Annotated in this window: 17 protein-coding genes and 1 pseudogene; 14 read left to right on the top strand and 4 right to left on the bottom strand. The window is 43.6% G+C overall.

Features of this window, described 5'->3' with window-relative positions; genetic code table 11:
- Positions 1–133 precede the first annotated feature (133 nt).
- Positions 134–1,786 (bottom strand): Ppx/GppA phosphatase family protein, encoded by a 1,653-nt coding sequence (locus tag NOS7524_RS25540; protein WP_015141373.1) that lies wholly within the window; start codon positions 1,784–1,786, stop codon positions 134–136.
- A 328-nt stretch (positions 1,787–2,114) separates the two neighbouring features.
- Between NOS7524_RS25540 and NOS7524_RS29725 the strand changes: the two genes are divergently transcribed.
- Positions 2,115–2,294, top strand: a complete 180-nt coding sequence (locus tag NOS7524_RS29725; protein WP_144050909.1) for a hypothetical protein — start codon at positions 2,115–2,117, stop codon at positions 2,292–2,294.
- On the top strand, positions 2,233–3,105 hold the full coding sequence (locus NOS7524_RS25550) for a 4-hydroxybenzoate solanesyltransferase (RefSeq protein ID WP_015141374.1): 873 nt from the start codon (positions 2,233–2,235) through the stop codon (positions 3,103–3,105). The genes NOS7524_RS29725 and NOS7524_RS25550 overlap by 62 nt, the downstream gene beginning before the upstream one ends.
- A gap of 491 nt (positions 3,106–3,596) precedes the next feature.
- On the opposite strand, the pseudogene NOS7524_RS25555 reads toward NOS7524_RS25550, so the two are convergent.
- Positions 3,597–5,210, bottom strand: a pseudogene (locus NOS7524_RS25555) (AAA-like domain-containing protein).
- A 615-nt stretch (positions 5,211–5,825) separates the two neighbouring features.
- On the opposite strand from NOS7524_RS25555, the gene NOS7524_RS25560 reads away from it, so the two are divergent.
- The 4 genes from NOS7524_RS25560 to NOS7524_RS25575 all read left to right on the top strand — a co-directional run bounded on the left by NOS7524_RS25560 (position 5,826) and on the right by NOS7524_RS25575 (position 12,386).
- Entirely contained in the window at positions 5,826–8,207 is a 2,382-nt protein-coding gene (locus NOS7524_RS25560; RefSeq protein WP_015141375.1) for a phosphoketolase family protein, read from the top strand.
- A gap of 267 nt (positions 8,208–8,474) precedes the next feature.
- Positions 8,475–9,506, top strand: a complete 1,032-nt coding sequence (gene gap, locus NOS7524_RS25565) for a type I glyceraldehyde-3-phosphate dehydrogenase (protein ID WP_041555963.1) — start codon at positions 8,475–8,477, stop codon at positions 9,504–9,506.
- A gap of 129 nt (positions 9,507–9,635) precedes the next feature.
- Complete coding sequence (gene pyk, locus NOS7524_RS25570) at positions 9,636–11,066, top strand: pyruvate kinase (RefSeq protein ID WP_015141377.1); 1,431 nt, start codon at positions 9,636–9,638, stop codon at positions 11,064–11,066.
- Between the two features lie 318 nt (positions 11,067–11,384).
- On the top strand, positions 11,385–12,386 hold the full coding sequence (locus tag NOS7524_RS25575) for a transaldolase (protein ID WP_015141378.1): 1,002 nt from the start codon (positions 11,385–11,387) through the stop codon (positions 12,384–12,386).
- A gap of 219 nt (positions 12,387–12,605) precedes the next feature.
- Here the strand turns inward: NOS7524_RS25575 and NOS7524_RS29730 are convergent, their stop codons facing one another.
- A complete protein-coding gene (locus NOS7524_RS29730; RefSeq protein WP_015141379.1) occupies positions 12,606–12,938 on the bottom strand; it encodes a hypothetical protein in 333 nt (110 codons plus the stop codon).
- A 166-nt stretch (positions 12,939–13,104) separates the two neighbouring features.
- On the opposite strand from NOS7524_RS29730, the gene NOS7524_RS25580 reads away from it, so the two are divergent.
- The 7 genes from NOS7524_RS25580 (at position 13,105) to nifT (ending at position 18,202) form a co-directional block, all read left to right on the top strand.
- Entirely contained in the window at positions 13,105–14,322 is a 1,218-nt protein-coding gene (locus NOS7524_RS25580) for an acetate kinase (protein WP_015141380.1), read from the top strand.
- A gap of 496 nt (positions 14,323–14,818) precedes the next feature.
- The gene (cysE, locus tag NOS7524_RS25585) at positions 14,819–15,571 is read left to right on the top strand and encodes a serine O-acetyltransferase (protein WP_015141381.1); all 753 of its coding nucleotides are present in this window, start codon (positions 14,819–14,821) and stop codon (positions 15,569–15,571) included.
- A gap of 2 nt (positions 15,572–15,573) precedes the next feature.
- Positions 15,574–15,828: an Asr1405/Asl0597 family protein gene (locus NOS7524_RS25590; protein WP_015141382.1), complete on the top strand. Its 255-nt coding sequence runs from the start codon at positions 15,574–15,576 to the stop codon at positions 15,826–15,828.
- Between the two features lie 224 nt (positions 15,829–16,052).
- Complete coding sequence (locus NOS7524_RS25595; protein ID WP_015141383.1) at positions 16,053–16,250, top strand: DUF2949 domain-containing protein; 198 nt, start codon at positions 16,053–16,055, stop codon at positions 16,248–16,250.
- 366 nt (positions 16,251–16,616) lie between these two features.
- Entirely contained in the window at positions 16,617–17,750 is a 1,134-nt protein-coding gene (nifV, locus tag NOS7524_RS25600; protein WP_015141385.1) for a homocitrate synthase, read from the top strand.
- Positions 17,737–18,024, top strand: a complete 288-nt coding sequence (locus NOS7524_RS25605; RefSeq protein WP_015141386.1) for a nitrogen fixation protein NifZ — start codon at positions 17,737–17,739, stop codon at positions 18,022–18,024. Before nifV ends, NOS7524_RS25605 begins: the two co-directional genes overlap by 14 nt.
- A complete protein-coding gene (nifT, locus tag NOS7524_RS25610) occupies positions 17,999–18,202 on the top strand; it encodes a putative nitrogen fixation protein NifT (RefSeq protein ID WP_015141387.1) in 204 nt (67 codons plus the stop codon). Before NOS7524_RS25605 ends, nifT begins: the two co-directional genes overlap by 26 nt.
- Positions 18,203–18,384: 182 nt before the next feature.
- On the opposite strand, the gene NOS7524_RS25615 is transcribed toward nifT, so the two are convergent.
- On the bottom strand, positions 18,385–18,735 hold the full coding sequence (locus NOS7524_RS25615) for a four helix bundle protein (protein WP_015141388.1): 351 nt from the start codon (positions 18,733–18,735) through the stop codon (positions 18,385–18,387).
- 189 nt (positions 18,736–18,924) lie between these two features.
- On the opposite strand from NOS7524_RS25615, the gene NOS7524_RS25620 reads away from it, so the two are divergent.
- Positions 18,925–19,479: a (2Fe-2S) ferredoxin domain-containing protein gene (locus tag NOS7524_RS25620; RefSeq protein WP_015141389.1), complete on the top strand. Its 555-nt coding sequence runs from the start codon at positions 18,925–18,927 to the stop codon at positions 19,477–19,479.
- Positions 19,480–19,767: the final 288 nt, after the last annotated feature.

The following is a 19,767-nucleotide window of genomic DNA, read 5'->3' on the forward strand; positions in this document are numbered from 1 at the left end:
AAACAGGCCACCTCAAAAACCATCGTGATACAACCCCCGTATGAGTCAAGACGATTGCATTAGTGGGGGTTCCAAGCCCAGAGCAATGCTGTCTTCCCTACTCCCCACTCCCCACTCCCCACTCCCTTCTTCTTCACGGGCAATTAGGAATTGCAGATTTTTCTAAGTTGGCTACTAATTTAACCCCAAATTCTGCTTCAAATACCCCTTTTTTGTAATCTAAACTCCAACGTTCTAAGCCGCAGTCATCACCTAATTTAGCCGGATAAATCAACAAATTGAATTGCCGGAATTGGGAATAATATTCACATTGAATTCGTGCGATCGCCCCAATTTGTCTTCTATCTAATGCTACCGCTAATCTTAATAGCGCACTTAACTGACTGACTATTTGCCGATGTTGTTTACTCAACAAATTGCGGTAATTATCATGCTTTTTCTTGGGTGGTGATTTGCGGTGATAACGGGCTAAATTGGCAATGATTTCTATCTCGGTTTCGTTATAGCCGAGTAATTCACTATTACGAATTAGATAGTAAGAGTGTTTATGGTGCGATGAATGGCTAATATGATGACCACAATTATGTAATATTGCCGCCGCCCATAATAGTTGTCGTTCATTAATTCCCCAGTGGTGCAGTTGTCCTTGGGTTTGGTCAAATAAACTTAAGGCAAAAGCTGCCACGCGATCGCTATACTCTAAATTGACTTGGTATTTACTGGCCTGCTTGAGAACGCTACGCTCACGAATGGAACTTTGAAAGCGCAGTCTATCTTCAATCAAGCCGTGGCTTAACATCCAATCAACAATCACACCTTCCCGTAAAGCCCGCCCACAGGTTGTAAGTGAGTCCACACCCAAAAGGATCATTGCTTCCTGTAAAATAACTGCCCCAGCGAGGATGACTTCAGACCGCTTTTCTGGCATACCAGGTATGGCGGCTCGTTCAGCATTGGTCATTTTCTTGAGGCGGTTAACCCAATCTTGCAAGTCTGAGAGAGTGAATTGATAGCCGTTGAGGGTAGAAGGAACAGAACCCAACTTTTCCCGCGCATGAATCATGGCCATCGTTTCAATCGTGCCGGAAGTGCCAATTAAGCGGGGAAATTCGCCAAATTTGAAGTTTGCTAGCACTTCTTCTACAGAACGCTCCAACATCCCCCGTGTGTAGGCTTGTAGGTATTGAAACTCAACATCCATGATGGGGTCAGAACTGATTAACTCAGTGGTGAGGCGCACTGCACCGACTTTTGTGCTAGTGAGAGTACGCGGTTCTTGACTATCGCCCAAGATGATTTCTGTAGAACCACCACCAATGTCAATAATTAAGTGAGGCTGGTTATGGAACTCCATCCCCGATAGCACACCCAAGTAGATGCGTCGCGCTTCTTCTTGCCCAGAAATCAAGTCAACGCATAAACCCAACTCCGCTTCTACCCTGTGTAAAAAATCTTTACCATTAGGAGCTTCCCGCACGGCGCTGGTGGCTACGGCAATCATAGTTTCTGCATTAGCAGTTTTAGCCACTTCTTGGAAGCGTCTCAAAGTAGCGATCGCCCTGTCCATCACCTCTGGTTTTAGCTCCCCAGTAGAAATATCGCGATCGCCCAGTCGGACAGTTTCTTTTTCTTTGCCAATAATGCTAAAAGCTGGTAACGTCGGGTCAATCCTCACAATCACCATGTGCAGGGAATTTGTTCCCATATCAATGGCAGCAATAATCCGGTGTTGCTTAACTGGTTGAGTATTGACACTCTGCCAGTCGGATGAAACTAAACTCGGCATCTAGTTTTCTCTCTCTATAAGGAAGGATGGGAAAAGATGGTGTGTCGGGGTAGTTGGCACTGATATTCGTTGCAACACACTTATGCTCAGATTGACCTTATCAAGTCGCACTGTTCTAAGTATATTCACCCTGCTTATTACAATTTTAGTGACAATTTAGCTGGATTTACAGTGATCACTTGAGATTGTGTTTTTACAAATATCAAAAAAAGATATTCTATAGATGTGAAGATGTGTGAAGTAAAGGGGCAGAGGGGCAGGGGAGCAGGGGAGCAGGGGGAGATGAGGGAGATGAGGGGGATGTAGCTTGCTTCCCGTAGGGTGGAGGATGAGGGAGAATTTTTTACCCAATCCCCAATCCCCAATCCCCAGTCCCCAATCCCCAATCCCCAATCCCCAGTCCCCAATCCCCAGTCCCCAATCCCCAGTCCCCAGTCCCCAATCCCATGCTAGAAACTCAGCAAGAACCAGTTTGGCTAACAATTATCCGGCTTTTGCGGTGGCATAAACCCGAAGGACGTTTGATTTTGATGATTCCGGCACTTTGGGCAGTGTTTTTGGCTGCTGCTGGTAAGCCGCCTTTACCTTTGGTGGGGGTGATTATCTTGGGTACTCTTGCCACCAGTGCGGCTGGATGTGTGGCAAATGATTTGTGGGATCGGGATATTGATCCAGAGGTGGAAAGAACACGCGATCGCCCCCTTGCTTCCCGTGCGTTATCTGTGAAAGTGGGCATTGCCGTCGGGATAGTAGCGTTAGCTTGTGCGGCGGTGTTGGCTTTTTATCTCAACTCTTTGAGTTTTTGGTTATCTGTAGCGGCTGTACCAGTAATTCTGCTGTATCCAGGTGCGAAGCGTGTCTTCCCTGTACCGCAGTTAGTGTTGTCTATCGCTTGGGGATTTGCGGTTTTAATTAGCTGGAGTGCAGTTACACAAGATATTTCGCAACCCACTTGGTTATTGTGGGGGGCTACCCTACTGTGGACACTGGGATTTGATACAGTTTACGCCATGAGCGATCGCGAGGATGACCGACGCATTGGTGTTAATTCTAGTGCTTTGTTCTTCGGAAATTACGCACCTGTAGCCATTGGTATTTTCTTTGCTGGCACAATTGCTTTACTAGGGTGGTTAGGTATTTGTATCCACCTGAAGCTGGCTTTTTGGGTGAGTTTAGTTATGGGGACTATTGGTTGGTTGTGGCAGACTATACGATTAGCTAAACCGGAATTGCCTAACCCTGCTTACGGTGAAATGTTCCGGCAGAATGTTTGGATTGGGTTTATTTTACTAGCTGGGATGATTGTAGGTTCATTTTAAAGTAGGCGATCGGCTATGCTGGACGACTGGAAAAAAATACCAGGATTCAGTTCGTAGTAAGGACTTTAGTCCTTTCCTGTTCGCGGAGCGTCTGTCTACGACACGCTATGGGAACGCAGAGAGAACTAAAGTTCTCACTACAAACCTTTGTTTACCTTGTTTTACGAGTCGTGATGCGTAAAGCCCCCGTCATTCATCTAACCATTATAAACATCTTTCTTAACATTTCGAGAGTATTAACTCACGTCTCTAGAACCCTGATTCGTTCGTTTTTCATTCTCAATAAAAACACTGTTTTAGCGAGAAGAATAAATGATGATTTGTCAAGTATGCTTAAAGTTTTAGTCCTTAAGATGCTTATAGAGCAAGGGTTTTAAGATTGTAAAGAAAGATGTGGGTAACGCATAGCTTTTTAAGGGGGGCTAGGGGGGATCTGAACGTACATAAACTCACAGCCAACCATTGTTCAAACAACCTCTAACCACAAACTTTCATTTATTCCAACCCAGGCGATCGCTAAAATATTGACGATACAAATTACACAAAGGCATAACTTTATTCCCCTGAAATTTCACTAACCCCATACTGCGGAGTTTAAACGCTGCTGTTGTTCCCACATCTACGGGATGATCTGCTGTTACCACTTGTTGCAGTGCAGCTAATAATTGCTCATCTGCTTGTAAATTCAGTAAATGGCGGCGTAAATGGTCATTATAGGGACCGGCTTCAGTAGGTGCGACTTGTGCAAGTTCATTTAAAGTCATCCTATCCCGCGCAATTTGATAAAGTGCCACTCGCACTAAATAAGGATGTCCCCCCACTAACGTCATTAACTGTTCTACTTACGAATTAGACCAAGTTAACCCATGACGCTGCACCAAATCTTTTACCTGTTGTTGATTTAACTCTGGTAACTCCACAGGTAAACCCACATTAAAAGGCGACTGATTGATATTGAGTGGAATATACACCTCCTTAGAATGCACAATAATTAACTTAAGTTTTTTCCAGGCTGGGTCATTTTTAGCACGCTCATGCCACGCCCGCAGCAATCCAAAAAAATCTGTCGCAATTTGGGGATATTTGAAAATTTCATCGACTTCATCCAAACCCAAAGCAATAGGACTATCAATCTTAGCTAACAAATATCTCTGGAAGTAATTTGTACACTTATTCTTACTTCCCAAAACACCTTTCCAATAGTCACCTATCTTCTCTGGGAGATTCAGGTTATCGCTAATACTGGCACAGAACCACTGTAAAAATAAATCCAAACTACCCAGAAACTCTGCATCTGCTGACTGGAGGTTAACGGAGGCAACTTTGCAGGCGTTTTGACTAGCATGGTGAAGAATCCGTGACATTAACGAGCTTTTGCCCATTTGTCGGGGTGCTTTGATGCGAATTAAAGCCCCAGATTGGAGAATTTGCTGATAGCAGTCTGTTTCAATCGGTGGACGTTCCACATAAAAAGCTGAATCCAAAGGCACTTGTCCCTCTGGAATTTCTAAGGCTATTGCTGGCGTTGTCTGAATTTGATCAACTTGATGCTTCCGACTTTTAAGAACTGGTGTAGAAGATTCAGGAATACTTTTGAGATCAATGGCATTACGGCCAAACTTATAAGCCTCCTCGTATGATCTATTAGCACCCAGAGCATCATAAAAACCAACCGCAAACTCTATGGCTGCTACATCCCCGATTTGCTGATTCATTCCCATTACACAGCCAATGTGCTGATAAATCGCCTCAGCTTGCACCTCACTGTAACAGGCATTTAACAATACACACTCAATCTTGTCTTTAAATAACCCAAATAGATTAGCCAGTGCTTCTGTACTCACCAGCCGCTTTTCTCCGGCATCATTTTCTAAAACTAAACCCTCATCACCCTCTCCATGTCCGGCAAAATGGACAATTTGAGGCTCATAATCTAAAAGCGATCGCCGCAAATCTTCAGGACGCACCGCCCATTTAGAGATAATTTCAAATTGATCTCGATTTTTAGAACGTTCCAATCCCGCCTGAATTTTCCGTACTTCCTTATCTAAGCGTAAAGGGCCAGTGTTTGTCGGATTCGCTGACAAAATCAGAATTTTCTTCACAGTTAAGATTAACTAGGTAGATGCTGGCTGTTGGTATATGTGTAGTTTACTACAATACTTACGTGATTGTTGGTACTTTATCTGTTGGCAGCATCTTCAAACCAGGGTTTTTTATATGGCTCGTAAAAAAATAACTACTTGCTCCTAAGAGTGAATTTACCTAGATATTTTTTGCTTTAATGTTTAGTCGCCAAGCTGGAGCGATCGCTTGCCTATGAAATTGTTGATGCACTTATTTAATAAAATTCATAAATTAATACTAACTTCAATATAGTTATCGCAATATTGATTCATACCATCAGCAACTTCTATCAAAAGTTATATTTATCTCATGAAAAATATTAAACTCATTAGCGATGATCTTAACAATAGCTAAAATCAATGTTAAAAAATACTCACAGCAATGTAAACTCTGTTAACCTTTGCTGGAGGTCACTACTAGCATTTTTGTGGTTGTATTTTAGATTGATGTAGGTGTAGTTAATAGCTCATAAAGCTTAAGTTTCCAGCGCAAACTGGAAAAATTTGTCATGGGTAAGATGACCTTCAGACAGTAAATAACTACACTGGCATAGGACAAAAATTCGGCAAAATTATTGTGTAATGGAGTTTAAGATGACTCTAGCAGTTTCTCCGCAAACAAAGCCTTTAACTGATGCAGAATTGCATAAAATTAATGCCTACTGGCGGGCAGCTAACTATTTGTCAGTTGGGCAAATATATTTACTGGACAATCCTTTACTAAAAGAACCACTCACCCTAGAACACGTTAAACCTAGATTGCTAGGACATTGGGGAACAACACCAGGATTAAACTTTATCTATGTTCATCTAAATAGGATCATCAAACAGTATGACCTAGACATGATTTACCTTGCCGGGCCTGGTCATGGCGGGCCTGGATTGGTGGCGAATACTTATCTAGAAGGAACTTACAGCAAGTTTTACCCCAATATCTCCCAAGATGCTGAGGGGATGAAAAAACTGTTTAAACAATTCTCTTTTCCTGGTGGTATTCCGAGTCACGTAGCACCGGAAACTCCTGGTTCTATCCACGAAGGCGGGGAACTAGGTTATGCCCTGGTTCATGCCTTTGGTGCTGCTTTTGACAATCCTGATTTGATTGTGGCTGCTGTTGTCGGTGATGGAGAAGCTGAAACAGGGGCGTTAGCTACTAGCTGGCATTCCAACAAGTTTCTCAACCCCGCTACCGATGGGGCGGTGTTACCAATTCTGCACTTGAATGGGTATAAAATCGCTAACCCCACAGTCTTGGCGCGGTTGAGTTACGAGGAATTGGAAAGCCTGTTTGTAGGATATGGCTACAAACCTTACTTTGTGGAAGGTTCTGAGCCTGCGGATGTGCATCAGCAGATGGCGGCAACTTTAGATATCATTACTAACGAAATTCGCAATATCCAACGAGAAGCCCGTGTGCATGGGTTTACCCACCGTCCCCAATGGCCGATGATTATCCTGAGAACCCCCAAAGGTTGGACAGGGCCAAAAGAAGTAGACGGGAAAAAGACAGAAGATTACTGGCGATCGCATCAAGTCCCCTTTGGGGATCTAGCTAGTAAACCGCACCACATCCAACTCCTAGAAGAGTGGATGAAGAGTTATAAACCCGAAGAACTCTTCGATGCTAACGGGACACTCATCCCCGAATTGGCAGAACTTGCCCCCACAGGACATCGCCGCATGGGTGACAATCCCCACGCTAACGGCGGTATCTTATTGCGGGATTTAAAGATGCCAGAATTCCAAGACTATGCTGTTGATGTTCCCCAACCCGGTAGAGTGATTGCGGAAGCAACCCAAGTAACTGGCAAATTCCTGCGGGATATCATGGAACTCAACCTAGATAGCCGGAATTTCCGCGTCTTTGGTCCTGATGAAACAGCATCAAATCGCATCAATGCTGTATTAGAAGTCACAGACCGGACTTGGGTAGCTCAAACCCTCCCAGAAGATGATCATCTTTCCCCCAGTGGTCGGGTAATGGAAATCCTCAGCGAAACCACCTGCCAAGGATGGTTAGAAGGATACCTACTTACAGGTCGTCATGGCTTCTTCTCTTGCTACGAAGCATTTATCCACATCATTGACTCGATGTTCAACCAGCACGCCAAATGGTTGAAAACTACCCGTGAAATTCCTTGGCGTAGACCGATTGCTTCACTTAACTATCTACTCACCTCCCACGTTTGGCGACAAGACCATAACGGTTTCTCTCATCAAGATCCTGGTTTTATCGACCATGTAATGAACAAAAAATCCGAAATTATTCGCGTCTATCTCCCACCCGATGCCAATACTCTCTTGTCAGTGACAGATCACTGTTTAAGAAGCCGTCAATATGTCAACGTCATCGTGGCAGGTAAACAACCAGCACTGCAATACCTTGATATGGATGCAGCCATTAAACACTGCACCAAAGGTATTAGCATTTGGGAATGGGCAAGTAATGACCAAGGTGGTGAACCAGATGTAGTCATGGGTTGTGCTGGCGATGTCCCCACCTTAGAAACCCTAGCGGCTGTAGATATTTTGCGGCAACACTTCCCTGACTTAAAAGTCCGGGTAGTCAACGTTGTGGATTTAATGACCTTACAACCCAACACAGAACATCCCCACGGTTTAAGTCCCAAAGAATTTGACACCCTATTCACCACCGACAAACCCATCATCTTCGCCTTTCATGGCTATCCCTGGTTAATCCATCGTCTTACCTATCGCCACACCAACCATAAAAACCTCCATGTGCGCGGTTACAAAGAAGAGGGAACTACCACCACCCCCTTTGATATGGTTGTCTTAAATGATCTAGATCGCTTCCACTTAGTCATGGACGTAATTGATCGCGTCCCCAAACTAGGCTACAAAGCCGCCTATGTGAAGCAACATCTCCAAGATAAGTTGATCGAACACAAACACTACATTGCTAAACACGGCGAAGATATGCCAGAAATTCGGGACTGGCAGTGGCCGTATTAGGGATTAGGGATTAGGGACTGGGAAAAATAATTTTGGATTTTAGATTTTGGATTGAGTTTCAATTTCTAAGAATTGCCTAATCCCCAGTACCCGATACCCAATCCCCAAAACCTTAAAAGATGCCAAGTAAATAGGCTTTTGGTGGCTGGGACTGTCACGATCAGCTCAGTCACACTAAAATTCACCCGGCTAAATCCAGTTTTGCAGGGTAATAAGTTTGTGCGCCTATATTTTGAGGCGATCATACTTTTTCAGAGGAGGTTTGTTTTGACGAAGTTAAAAGTTGGCATCAATGGATTTGGTCGTATCGGTCGGCTTGTGCTTCGCGCTGGCATTAAAAACCCCAATATTGAGTTTGTGGGTATTAACGACCTAGTACCACCAGATAACCTGGCTTACCTATTAAAGTACGACTCTACTCACGGTAGGTATGACGGTGAGGTGACAGCAACAGAAGATGGGATTGTGATTGATGGACATTTCATTCCGTGCGTGTCAGTCAGAAATCCTGCCGAATTACCTTGGGGTAAACTTGGCGCAGATTATGTTGTCGAATCAACCGGACTGTTTACAGACTATGAAGGGGCATCCAAGCACCTACAAGCAGGAGCAAAGCGCGTAGTTATTTCTGCGCCTACCAAAGAACCAGACAAGGTGCGGACGCTGTTGGTAGGTGTTAACCATGAAATTTTTGATCCCAGCAAGGATCTAATTGTCTCTAATGCTAGCTGTACAACCAACTGTCTAGCACCCATTGCCAAAGTGATTAATGATAACTTTGGTTTGGCAGAAGGGTTAATGACTACAGTTCATGCCATGACTGCAACCCAACCCACTGTAGATGGCCCCAGTAAAAAAGACTGGCGGGGTGGTCGTGGTGCAGCTCAAAATATTATCCCTTCTTCCACAGGTGCAGCGAAAGCAGTAGCCTTGGTGTTACCAGAGTTAAAGGGTAAGCTAACTGGGATGGCGTTCCGAGTGCCTACCCCTGATGTATCTGTAGTTGATTTAACTTTCAAAACCACCAAAGCCACCAGTTACAAAGAAATCTGTGCAGCCATGAAAGCAGCTGCGGAAGGTTCACTAGCAGGGATTTTGGGTTACACCGACGAAGATGTAGTATCTACAGATTTTCAAGGCGATCGCCGCTCCAGTATTTTTGACGCGGGTGCTGGTATTGAATTGAACTCTAATTTCTTCAAGGTTGTCGCTTGGTATGACAACGAGTGGGGCTACTCTAACCGTGTAGTTGACCTGATGTTGTCAATGGCACAAAAAGAACAATTGGCCGCAGTTTAAGCAGGGAGTAGGGGTGTAAGGGTATAGGGGTGTAGGGGTGTAGAGACAAGGAAGAATTTCTCCCCCTGCCCCCTGCCCCCTGCCCCCTGCCCCCTGCCTCCATTCCCCATTCCCTATTCCCTCACATCTATGCGTCGAACAAAAATTATCTGTACTGTAGGGCCTGCTACCTCTGCACCAGACAGACTGCAAGCGTTGGTAGAAGCCGGGATGAATGTGGCGCGGTTGAATTTTTCCCACGGGGCTTATGAATTTCATGCCCAGACTGCTCAGTATATTAGGCAAATTAGTGCTGATGAGCAAAGACCTGTAGCCCTGCTACAAGATTTATGTGGGCCGAAAATTCGGTTGGGAACTTTACCACCGGATGGGTTAACGGTGGAAGCTGGTGATGAAGTCACTTTTGTCTTAAAAGAGAAGGGTGAGAATATCAACGAGTTACCCTTACCTTTGCCGACTTTGTTCGCGATGGTCAGACCGGGAGAACCGATTTTAATTAATGATGGTCGGGTAAAAATGATTGTGTGCGATCGCGATGCCGATCGCATTCATGCTCAAGTCAAAACTGGCGGGGTAATTTCCACCCGCAAGGGGGTCAACTTACCTGTGACTCGTTTACCTGTGAGTTCCATCACTGAAAAAGACTTGCAGGATTTGCGCTTTGGTATGGAATTGGGTATTGATTGGGTGGCGGTTTCTTTTGTCCAGTCACCCTACGATTTAGAACCTGCCCAGCGCATGATTGAAGCGGCGGGTTTGTCTATTCGCGTCATTGCCAAAATTGAGCGTCCAGAAGCAGTGGAGCAAATTGACTCCATCATTGCTGCCGCCGATGGGATTATGATTGCCCGTGGTGATTTGGGGGTAGAGATGCCCATTCACGAAGTCCCCCTGATTCAAAAAGATATCATTCGCCGTTGCAATCAGGCAGGTAAGCCGGTAATTACTGCCACCCAAATGCTAGAGTCGATGATTAGCGCACCTGATCCCACCCGTGCCGAAGCTACCGACGTGGCTAACTCTATCCTCGATGGTACAGATGCGGTCATGCTCTCTGGAGAAACGGCTGTGGGACAGTATCCCATTGCGGCTGTGCAAGTCATGCACGATATTGCGATCGCCACAGAAAAATCTTTACAAGAGGGTAGTAGACACTGCTGGACAAATGATGCAGGTAGTCTCAGCGTCACTGAATCCGTAGCCGAAGCCGTCTGTCGCATCGCCTATGAAACCGGCGCAAGGGCTATTTTGTGTAACACCTCATCGGGAAGTACAGCCAAACTCGTCTCTAAATATCGCCCCCAAACACCGATTTTTGCTTTAACTCCTGATGAAACCGCCTATCATCAGATGGCATTGTCTTGGGGTGTGGAACCGTTACTGATTCCACCTGTTTACAATGCGGAAGAAATGTTTACGAATTTAGTCAACACCATTCTGAGAACAGGTTTAGTACATGAGGGGGATAAGGTAGTTATTACCTCTGGAGTCCCAATTGGTAAATCAGGAACAACTAGCTTAATTAAAGTGCATTCTATCGGACAGCCGATTACGGCTTAACACCCCTAAAATTAAGCTGAGGCTTCAGCTAATCGGCAATGGTTAAGAAAAGTTGCCAAAATCAGAATTGTAAGGAATAAGAACGGGTGTGAAGAAGAGGGGAAGTGTAAATCCTAAATAAAGAAGGCAGAGGGGCAGGGGAGCAGAGGAGCAGAGGAGCAGAGGAGACAAGGAAGACAAGGAAGACAAGGGAGACAAGGGAGAATTTTACTCTCATCCCCAATCCCCAGTCCCCAGTCCCCAGTCCCCAATCCCCAATCCCCAATCCCCAGTCCCCAGTTGCCTGAAGCACAGATAAACAACATCATGGAGTATTTTATGTCTAAAAGTTTACTAGAACAATTGCGGACAATGACTGTTGTGGTGGCGGATACAGGCGATATCCAAGCCATTGGCAAGTTTACACCCAGAGATGCGACTACTAATCCCTCGCTGATTACGGCAGCAGCTAAAATGCCGGAATATCAGGATATTGTTGACCAAACCTTACTCCAAGCTAAAAAAGATGCAGGCGCAGGTGCTAGCCAAGCCCAAATCGTGACTTTGGCTTTTGACCGTCTGGCGGTTTCTTTTGGTTTGAAAATTCTCCAAATTATCCCCGGTCGCGTGTCTACAGAAGTAGATGCCCGTTTATCTTACGATACCGAGGCTACAGTTGCTAAAGCACGAGAATTGATTGCTCAATATAAAGCGGCTGGTATCACCCCAGAGCGCATTTTAATTAAAATTGCTGCTACCTGGGAAGGTATTAAAGCTGCGGAAATTCTAGAAAAAGAAGGGATTCACTGTAACTTAACTCTACTATTTGGTTTGCATCAGGCGATCGCTTGTGCGGAAGCTGGTGTCACCTTGATTTCTCCCTTTGTTGGGCGCATTCTCGACTGGTACAAAAAAGAAACCGGTAGAGATAGCTACCCCTCTGCGGAAGACCCCGGTGTATTGTCAGTGACTACAATCTACAACTACTACAAAAAATTTGGTTATAAAACCGAAGTTATGGGTGCTAGCTTCCGTAACATCGGCGAAATCACTGAATTAGCAGGTTGTGATTTGTTGACCATTTCCCCAGCTTTGTTGGGTGAATTGCAAGCTACTATCGGCGAACTACCCCGCAAACTTGATACTGCTAAAGCAGCTACTTCAGATATTGAAAAAATATCTATTGATAAAGCTACCTTTGACAAGATGCACGCTGCTGACCGCATGGCTTATGACAAACTTGATGAAGGGATCAAAGGCTTTACTAAAGCACTGGAAGACCTAGAAAAACTATTGGCAGAAAGGCTTACTCATCTAGAAGGAGTAGTCGCCAGCCATTAGTAGGCTTTCCCAAAAGATAGCTAGACATTGATAGCAGGGGAGCGGGGGAGCAAGGGAATAGAGGAGAATATCCTCATCCTGTCCCCTTTTCCTGTTATCTTTGTCTGTCTTAATTCAATACGGTTCATAAAAAAATATCCCAAATTTTCTTATGGGATGGGGATGGGGTGAGCTATCTAGCGCACCCTAAAAGATGGATAATTATTGCTCGGAAAGTCCTTAATACCGCCGCCAATCGTACATCAATCTACCATAACGATCGCGGACTCGCTGCCATCGCCCATGACGATAGTATTGTCCACGATAATAACTGCGTGGATACCGCCTTCTACCGTTATAGTGTCGTCTATACCGTCTACCGTTATAATGCTGTCGATACCGCCGTCTACCATGACGATAGTGTCGTCTATTGTGTCGTTGAGCTAGCAATATTTCTTGACTGGTATCTCCCGCCGCTAAATCTGTCTCTAGCTCCACAACCTGCTCAGTCAGTTGAGTGTTCAACCCATTTTCTACCCAGTCCCTAGTCCCTATATCCTTAGCTTCAGCCATAGCCGGCGGATATATGAAGGCAAATAGCAATATCGTAATGGAGGATAGTTTCTGGAAACTTTTCACGTTTTTGCCTTTCCTCAACTATTGGTAATGAGTTTATTTAATAGCTGAAAATTGGCAACCATACGGTTAACCATTCACAAACCTCAAATCCACAAAAGTAATGAAAGTATTAGTTTTGAATGCCGGCTCCAGCAGCCAGAAAAGTTGTCTGTATGAAATCCCTGATCATGCTATCCCTCATGAAGCACCCCAACCCCTGTGGGAAGGCAAGGTTAACTGGACTCAAGATAGGGGTGTGGCAGAAATTGAAGTGAAAACCGCCACGGGTGAAAAGCTCCATGAATCTATCTATGGCGATTCTCGTCAGGCACACGTTGCTTATATGCTTTATACCCTCAGCCGTGGTACTACCAAGGTGATTCGGGAATTATCGGAAATCGATGTTGTCGGACATCGGGTAGTACATGGCGGACAAAGTTACCGCCATAGTGTCATGATTACGGAGGAAGTAAAACAGGCGATCGCCCGACTCTCTAACCTAGCTCCAGCCCATAATCCAGCAGCTTTAGAAGGAATTGAAGCCATCGAAAACAGTCTAGGCAATGTCCCCCAAGTCGCAGTTTTTGATACTGGGTTTCATGCCACCCTTCCCGATGCTGCCGCCATCTATCCCGGCCCCTATGAATGGGTAGAACAGGGGATTCGCCGTTATGGTTTTCATGGTATCAGTCACCAATACTGTTCTGCTCGTGCAGCACAAATCTTGGAGCGAGATTTAGCATCTTTGCGAATCATTAGCTGTCATCTCGGTAATGGTTGTTCTCTAGCAGCCGTTGAAAATGGCCGCAGTATTGATACAACAATGGGTTTTACACCTCTAGATGGCTTGATGATGGGTAGCCGTTGCGGTTCTTTAGATCCGGGGATCATTGTTCACTTAATGCGTCAACATGATTACTCAGCCGAAAGATTAGATTACGTATTAAATAAAGCTTCGGGATTAAGGGGTATTTCTGGTGTTTCCAGCGATTTACCCCAGGTGATGGAAGCCATCACCCAAGGAAATTACCGCGCTCAACTAGCTTGGGATATCTTCGTACATCACTTAAAAGCAGGTATTGGTTCAATGCTGGCAAGCTTAGGCGGTTTAGATGTGTTGATATTTACCGCAGGGATTGGGGAAAAATCCGCAGGGATTCGCCAAGCAGCTTGTGAAGCCTTTGGATTTTTAGGGTTAAAAATTGATCCCCAGAAAAATCAAAATAAACCCATAGATGAAGATATATCCACCCCTGATTCTACAGTGCGGGTGTTAGTAATTCATACTCAAGAAGATTGGGCGATCGCTCAACAATGTTGGCATTTATTGAAAAGGTAGGTTAGGCAATAGGCAATAGACAATAGGCAATAGGCAATAGTTTTTCTCCCCTGCTCCCTCATCTCCCTCATCTCCCCCACTCCCACCTACGCAAGTTAGTTCTACAATCAAAAAGGATTACTGTAAACGTAACTAGAGTTACAGACATTTGACTTGTAGTCCTGTCTACTTGCCATTTCCGAGCAAATGAGTACAGCTTAATATATCGCAAAGTATTTTGACTAAAACGTGGCAAATTCTTGCAGGCACAGCTTTTGATAGTGAGTACAATAATTCTGAAACCCCTACCTAAAAAATGCTAGTACCTCTACCCTAAAAAACTAGCACCCCCACCCCCAAGGAAATTTTTAATTGATTACAAATCTGGGTTGAAGGTGGTTGAGTACAAGCTTAATTAATCCAATAAATCCAATCAAGACAGGGTGTACTGTCCTGTTGGGAGTCGCCTGATATAAGCATAAAAATAGCACACGGCTCTTTTAACCAGACAGTAACGATGCAACAGTCCCTAGACAGTATCGAGAATCCCCAAGATTCTACAAATACATCCCTGCTGAAAAATCTACTCTCTGGCAGCTTTCTAGAGCCATTATTGAGTGATTTTTGCATTATCTTTGAACGTGATCCCGCCGCTCGCAATTGGCTAGAGGTGGTGTTTTGCTATCCTGGCTTGCACGCCATCTGTTTGCATCGTCTCGCCCATTGGTTGCACTGTCGAGGTGTGGTTTTCTTCCCTCGCTTCATTTCTCATCTGGCTCGGTTTCTCACTGGCATCGAAATTCATCCAGGTGCAAAGATAGGTAAAGGCGTATTTATCGACCACGGCATGGGCGTTGTCATTGGTGAAACTGCCATTGTGGGAGACTACACCCTCATCTATCAAGGTGTCACCCTAGGCGGTACAGGGAAGGAAAGCGGTAAACGTCACCCCACTGTGGGTAACAACGTTGTGGTAGGTACAGGCGCTAAGGTTTTAGGCAATATTCACATTGGCGATCGCGTCAGGGTGGGTGCTGGCTCTGTTGTCTTGCGCGATGTCCCTCCAGATTGCACAGTTGTTGGAATTCCCGGACGGATTATTTCACGCCAAGAAAAACATAACTTATGTCCCCTGGAACACGGCAAATTACCTGATGTGGAAGCAAATATTATTCGCTCTTTGCTCGCTCGCATTGAGCAACTCGAACAAAAACTGCAAACCCTTACCAGTCAACCCCAAACACCAGAATTGTTGACTAAAGATAAGTGACTATGTTACCACCTTGTAGTTCTGATGCTTTAGGTGATCAAGTTTTGCAGATACCTCTGGGCGATCGCTGGCAAATTTATCACCGTTTGCAAGAGTTGATGATTCCCTGCTCCTGTCCCCCTGATGGTTCATTACGAGTACAAGTTAATACTTGGTTGGCAGCAATTTTAGTTCGCAGTACAGTCAAGCAATTTCTAGCTCCTCGCCAGGAATTAGTAGATTGGCTAGAGTGTTGTTGGCATTGCAAACATGGCTAAAGTCAGAGTCATGAGTTTTTGTCTCCTATACCCCCGTTTTCAATATCTCAGGACTTAATTTTGATTGCAACTATTAATCTCTATTGGTAATTTGGAGATTATTCATCTCATAACAATGCCTGAATTATTGTCCTGTGGATATTAATGAAAAAAAATCAGAAAATCCTCAAGTCTTGGAGATTTTATTTTTCTGATTTTCTAAAAAAATAATTAAATAACTGAAGATGAACATCCCAAAGAATGATACAGAACTGCTAGATTTTTTACATCAAGAACTTGAGCTTTCTAATAAAGATATTGCTATAGCTCTCAAACATCGTGAGTTTGATAATGGCCCTTTACCTATGTTGCTTTGGCAGTATGGCTTAGTTAACTTAGAACAATTAGAACAAATTTTAGATTGGTTATATAACAAGATTTAGTAGATAATTTTTTCTAAAGCCTTGATATACCAGATTTAAACGTATATTAATATGTAAGGGAAAGACAATATTTCTCAGATAAATAGCCAAAAGACTAGATAATTTTCTGCCAATGTTAATGTTTGCATTGGTGGATTTTTTATTTATGAATAAAGGTAAATTTTGCAAATACTTTCTTAAATGATACATGGTTTTGGTTCTCTGCCATACAGATATGTTGTTATTGTTTAGGTAATATTTAGAAATCATGAAGATGAATTATTAAGGGTGAGAATTTAAAGCATTTACCAATACCAAGAAGTACAGAAAAACTAGCTCTCACCGCAGAAAGTATATTAAGAAAAATTGCTAAGAGGGACGTTTGAGATGAATAAAATTATCATTAATGACACTACATTACGTGATGGTGAACAAGCAGCAGGTGTTGCTTTTACCTTAGAAGAAAAAGTGGCGATCGCTAAATTTCTCGATAGCATTGGCGTTCCCGAACTAGAAGTAGGGATTCCGGCGATGGGTGAGGAAGAAATGCGTGCCATCTCCGCAATTTCTAACTTAGGTTTAGGTGCTGATCTCCTAGCTTGGAATCGCGCCGTGATCTCAGATATTAAAGCTTCTATTGCCTGTGGGATGAAGCGGATACACATTGCCATCCCGGTTTCCGGTATCCAAATCGCCGCGAAATTCCACGGGCAATGGCGGGTAAGTCTGCAAAGACTCAAAGATTGTATCAGCTTTGCAGTTGATCAAGGTCTTTGGGTAGCAGTGGGGGGAGAAGATTCTTCCAGAGCTGATGAAAACTTCCTGTTGGATGTGGCACTATCAGCCGAAGAATGGGGTGCATCACGTTTTCGCTACTGCGATACCGTAGGAGTTCTTGATCCTTTCAGTACCTACGGGGAAATTAAGCAACTGGTTTCTGCTTTATCAATTCCCGTAGAAATTCATACACACAATGATTTTGGTATGGCTACAGCCAACGCTTTAGCTGGAATCAAAGCAGGAGCGACATCTGTAAATACTACAGTCATTGGCATGGGTGAAAGAGCTGGTAACGCCGCTTTAGAAGAAGTTGTCATGGCCATTAAACGCATCTATGGCGTAGATATGGGTATTGACACACCTCGGTTGTTGGAATTGTCCAAACTGGTAGCCACAGCCTCTGGTGCTAATGTACCACCTTGGAAGGCGATCGTTGGTGAAAATACCTTTGCTCACGAGTCAGGAATCCATGCTCATGGTGTCCTGCAAAACCCTGACACCTACGAACCCTTTGCACCGGAAGAAGTCGGTTGGGAACGCCGCTTAGTAGTAGGTAAACATTCTGGACGGCATTTGGTGTCTAGCTTGCTAGAGCAGCATGGGATTGTTCTCAATGCAGAAGAAACCAAGTCTGTGTTAGATGCAGTCCGCCAACAGTCTGTCAAGAAAAAACGCAGTTTAACCACAGAAGAACTGCTGAACTTGGTAAAAGAACAGAGGTATTCTCATGCAACGCGATGAATACGAGTTGGATTCCGAACCTGTTTTTGAATTGGGAGAAAAAGTCAGACTTCGTAAACAAATTAAGAACGATGGCACATTTCCCGGTAGAGAAATTGGCGAAATCCTAGCAAAGAAAGGAGAAATTGGCTACGTAGCAAGTATAGGAACTTTCTTACAACGTTCCTATATTTATGCCGTGCATTTCTTGGAAAAAGGAATCATTGTTGGCTGTCGGGAAAAAGAACTAGAATCTGCTGAGGAAAACCATGAAAGTGATGTTACGGATGGATGACGCAGGCAACTTAACCGTCTACGTTGCTAAAAAAGATCTAGAAGAAGTAGTAGTTAAACAAACTGATAGTGCTGAAGGCAAGATTCTGACTCTCGCTAACGGTTGGGAATTGGAATTTCGGGAAATACCAGATGCAAGTAATTTACCTAAAACCGTAGAAGCAAAAAGACTTACCTAAGAAGGCAGGAGGCAGAGGGCAGGAGGCAGGAGGTAAGAAGAAGTGCTAGATAGTTTCCATAAGAAATATTGTACTGACAGAGAAGTAATCAGTATTTTTCCCTGATACTTCTACACTTCTGCATTTCAACACAGTTCAGTTTTGCTTCTGCTTTTTCCCTTCTGCCCCATGCCTTCTGAAATTTAAGTTTTCATTTTTTGCAGAGTGGATACGATAATTCTTTGCAGTCTATCAACATCTTCCATTACAGGAAGAAATAATTCGTGATTTGTTAACCCAACTTCTTTAGCAATAATTAATTGCGTATCTAGTTCTCGCAACGAACCCAAAGCTATATGAAGAAACTGAATATATTCAGCTTTGGTTTTACGCCCATATCCTTCTGCAATATTTGATGGTACAGAAACACAAGAACGTCTGATCTGACTTGTTAAACCATATAGTTCAGATTTAGGAAAGTTATCAGTTAATTTATAACACTGAACTGCCAGTGCAATTCCACGCTGCCAAATAAACTGTTTCCTATAACTCATAAATTTAATCAATAAGGTAAAAACTTAAAGAATTCAAGTATTACACAACCTACTGGTCTGTAAGTAGACATTAGATAAAAAAATCAAAATCAAAGTTTAAGCACTCCTACCTCCTCCCTCTTATTCCCTCCTGCCACCTGCCTCCTGCCACCTGCCTCCTCTCCGTTCTTATACTTGGAGTTGCTAAATATGAGTGACAAATTTTTGACGTTATCAGAGTTCAATCTTGAGGGTGGTTTTTTAGGTTTTGTTGGTAAGAAACCTAGAAAGATGAAATATTTAAGTTTGGCAATTTCCTCTGGAAGCGTGTTAGTTAGACTACCAAAAAAGTTGCGCGTTGCTTTGAGTTCATCTTTAGAAATAGGTGAACAGATTAACATTTATGGCATCAGTAAGTTAAACCGTCATAAAGGTACAATCAAACTCAAAGCACGGCAGGTAACAAAAATTGCCGATCGCTCCCATCTTGATCAAGATTTACCACCGCAACCACCAGCCAAGATTATGGTGTGTCAAAAAGCAGGTTGCATGAAACGGGGTGGTAAGGGATTACTGTCAGAATTAGAACAAACTTTGTGCGATCGCGGTTTACTCGATAAAGTGACAATAGAACACACAAGCTGTCAAAAACGCTGTAGCAGCGCCCCCAACTGTATTTTGATGCTAGGTAAGAAAAAATACAAGAAAAACTGTCCCCAAGCGATCGCCTCACTGTTAGAACAATACTTGACTACAGAAGAATAGTCTGTTCTTATGTCAGTGAATGTTAACAATCTCAGATCCCTGACTTTTTGAGAAAAAGTTGGGGAGCTTATTGTTTAATTTAATTTTTGTATCAATTCCCTCAATTCATATTATCAATGCTTATGCAGATCTTCTGCGGCTTGTGTAAAGTCAAAAGTCCTAAAAAGCCTTATTATCGTGGCTTTTAGGACTTTAACCCCTGGGTTTTGATGCTGCCGACTGACTACTGATATCTAAGAATTTCTCTATATTTAAACTCATATCCATTAATAAAAGCCTATAAATAGA

The sequence above is a fragment of the Nostoc sp. PCC 7524 genome (genome assembly GCF_000316645.1).
Classification (GTDB): Bacteria; Cyanobacteriota; Cyanobacteriia; order Cyanobacteriales; family Nostocaceae; genus Trichormus.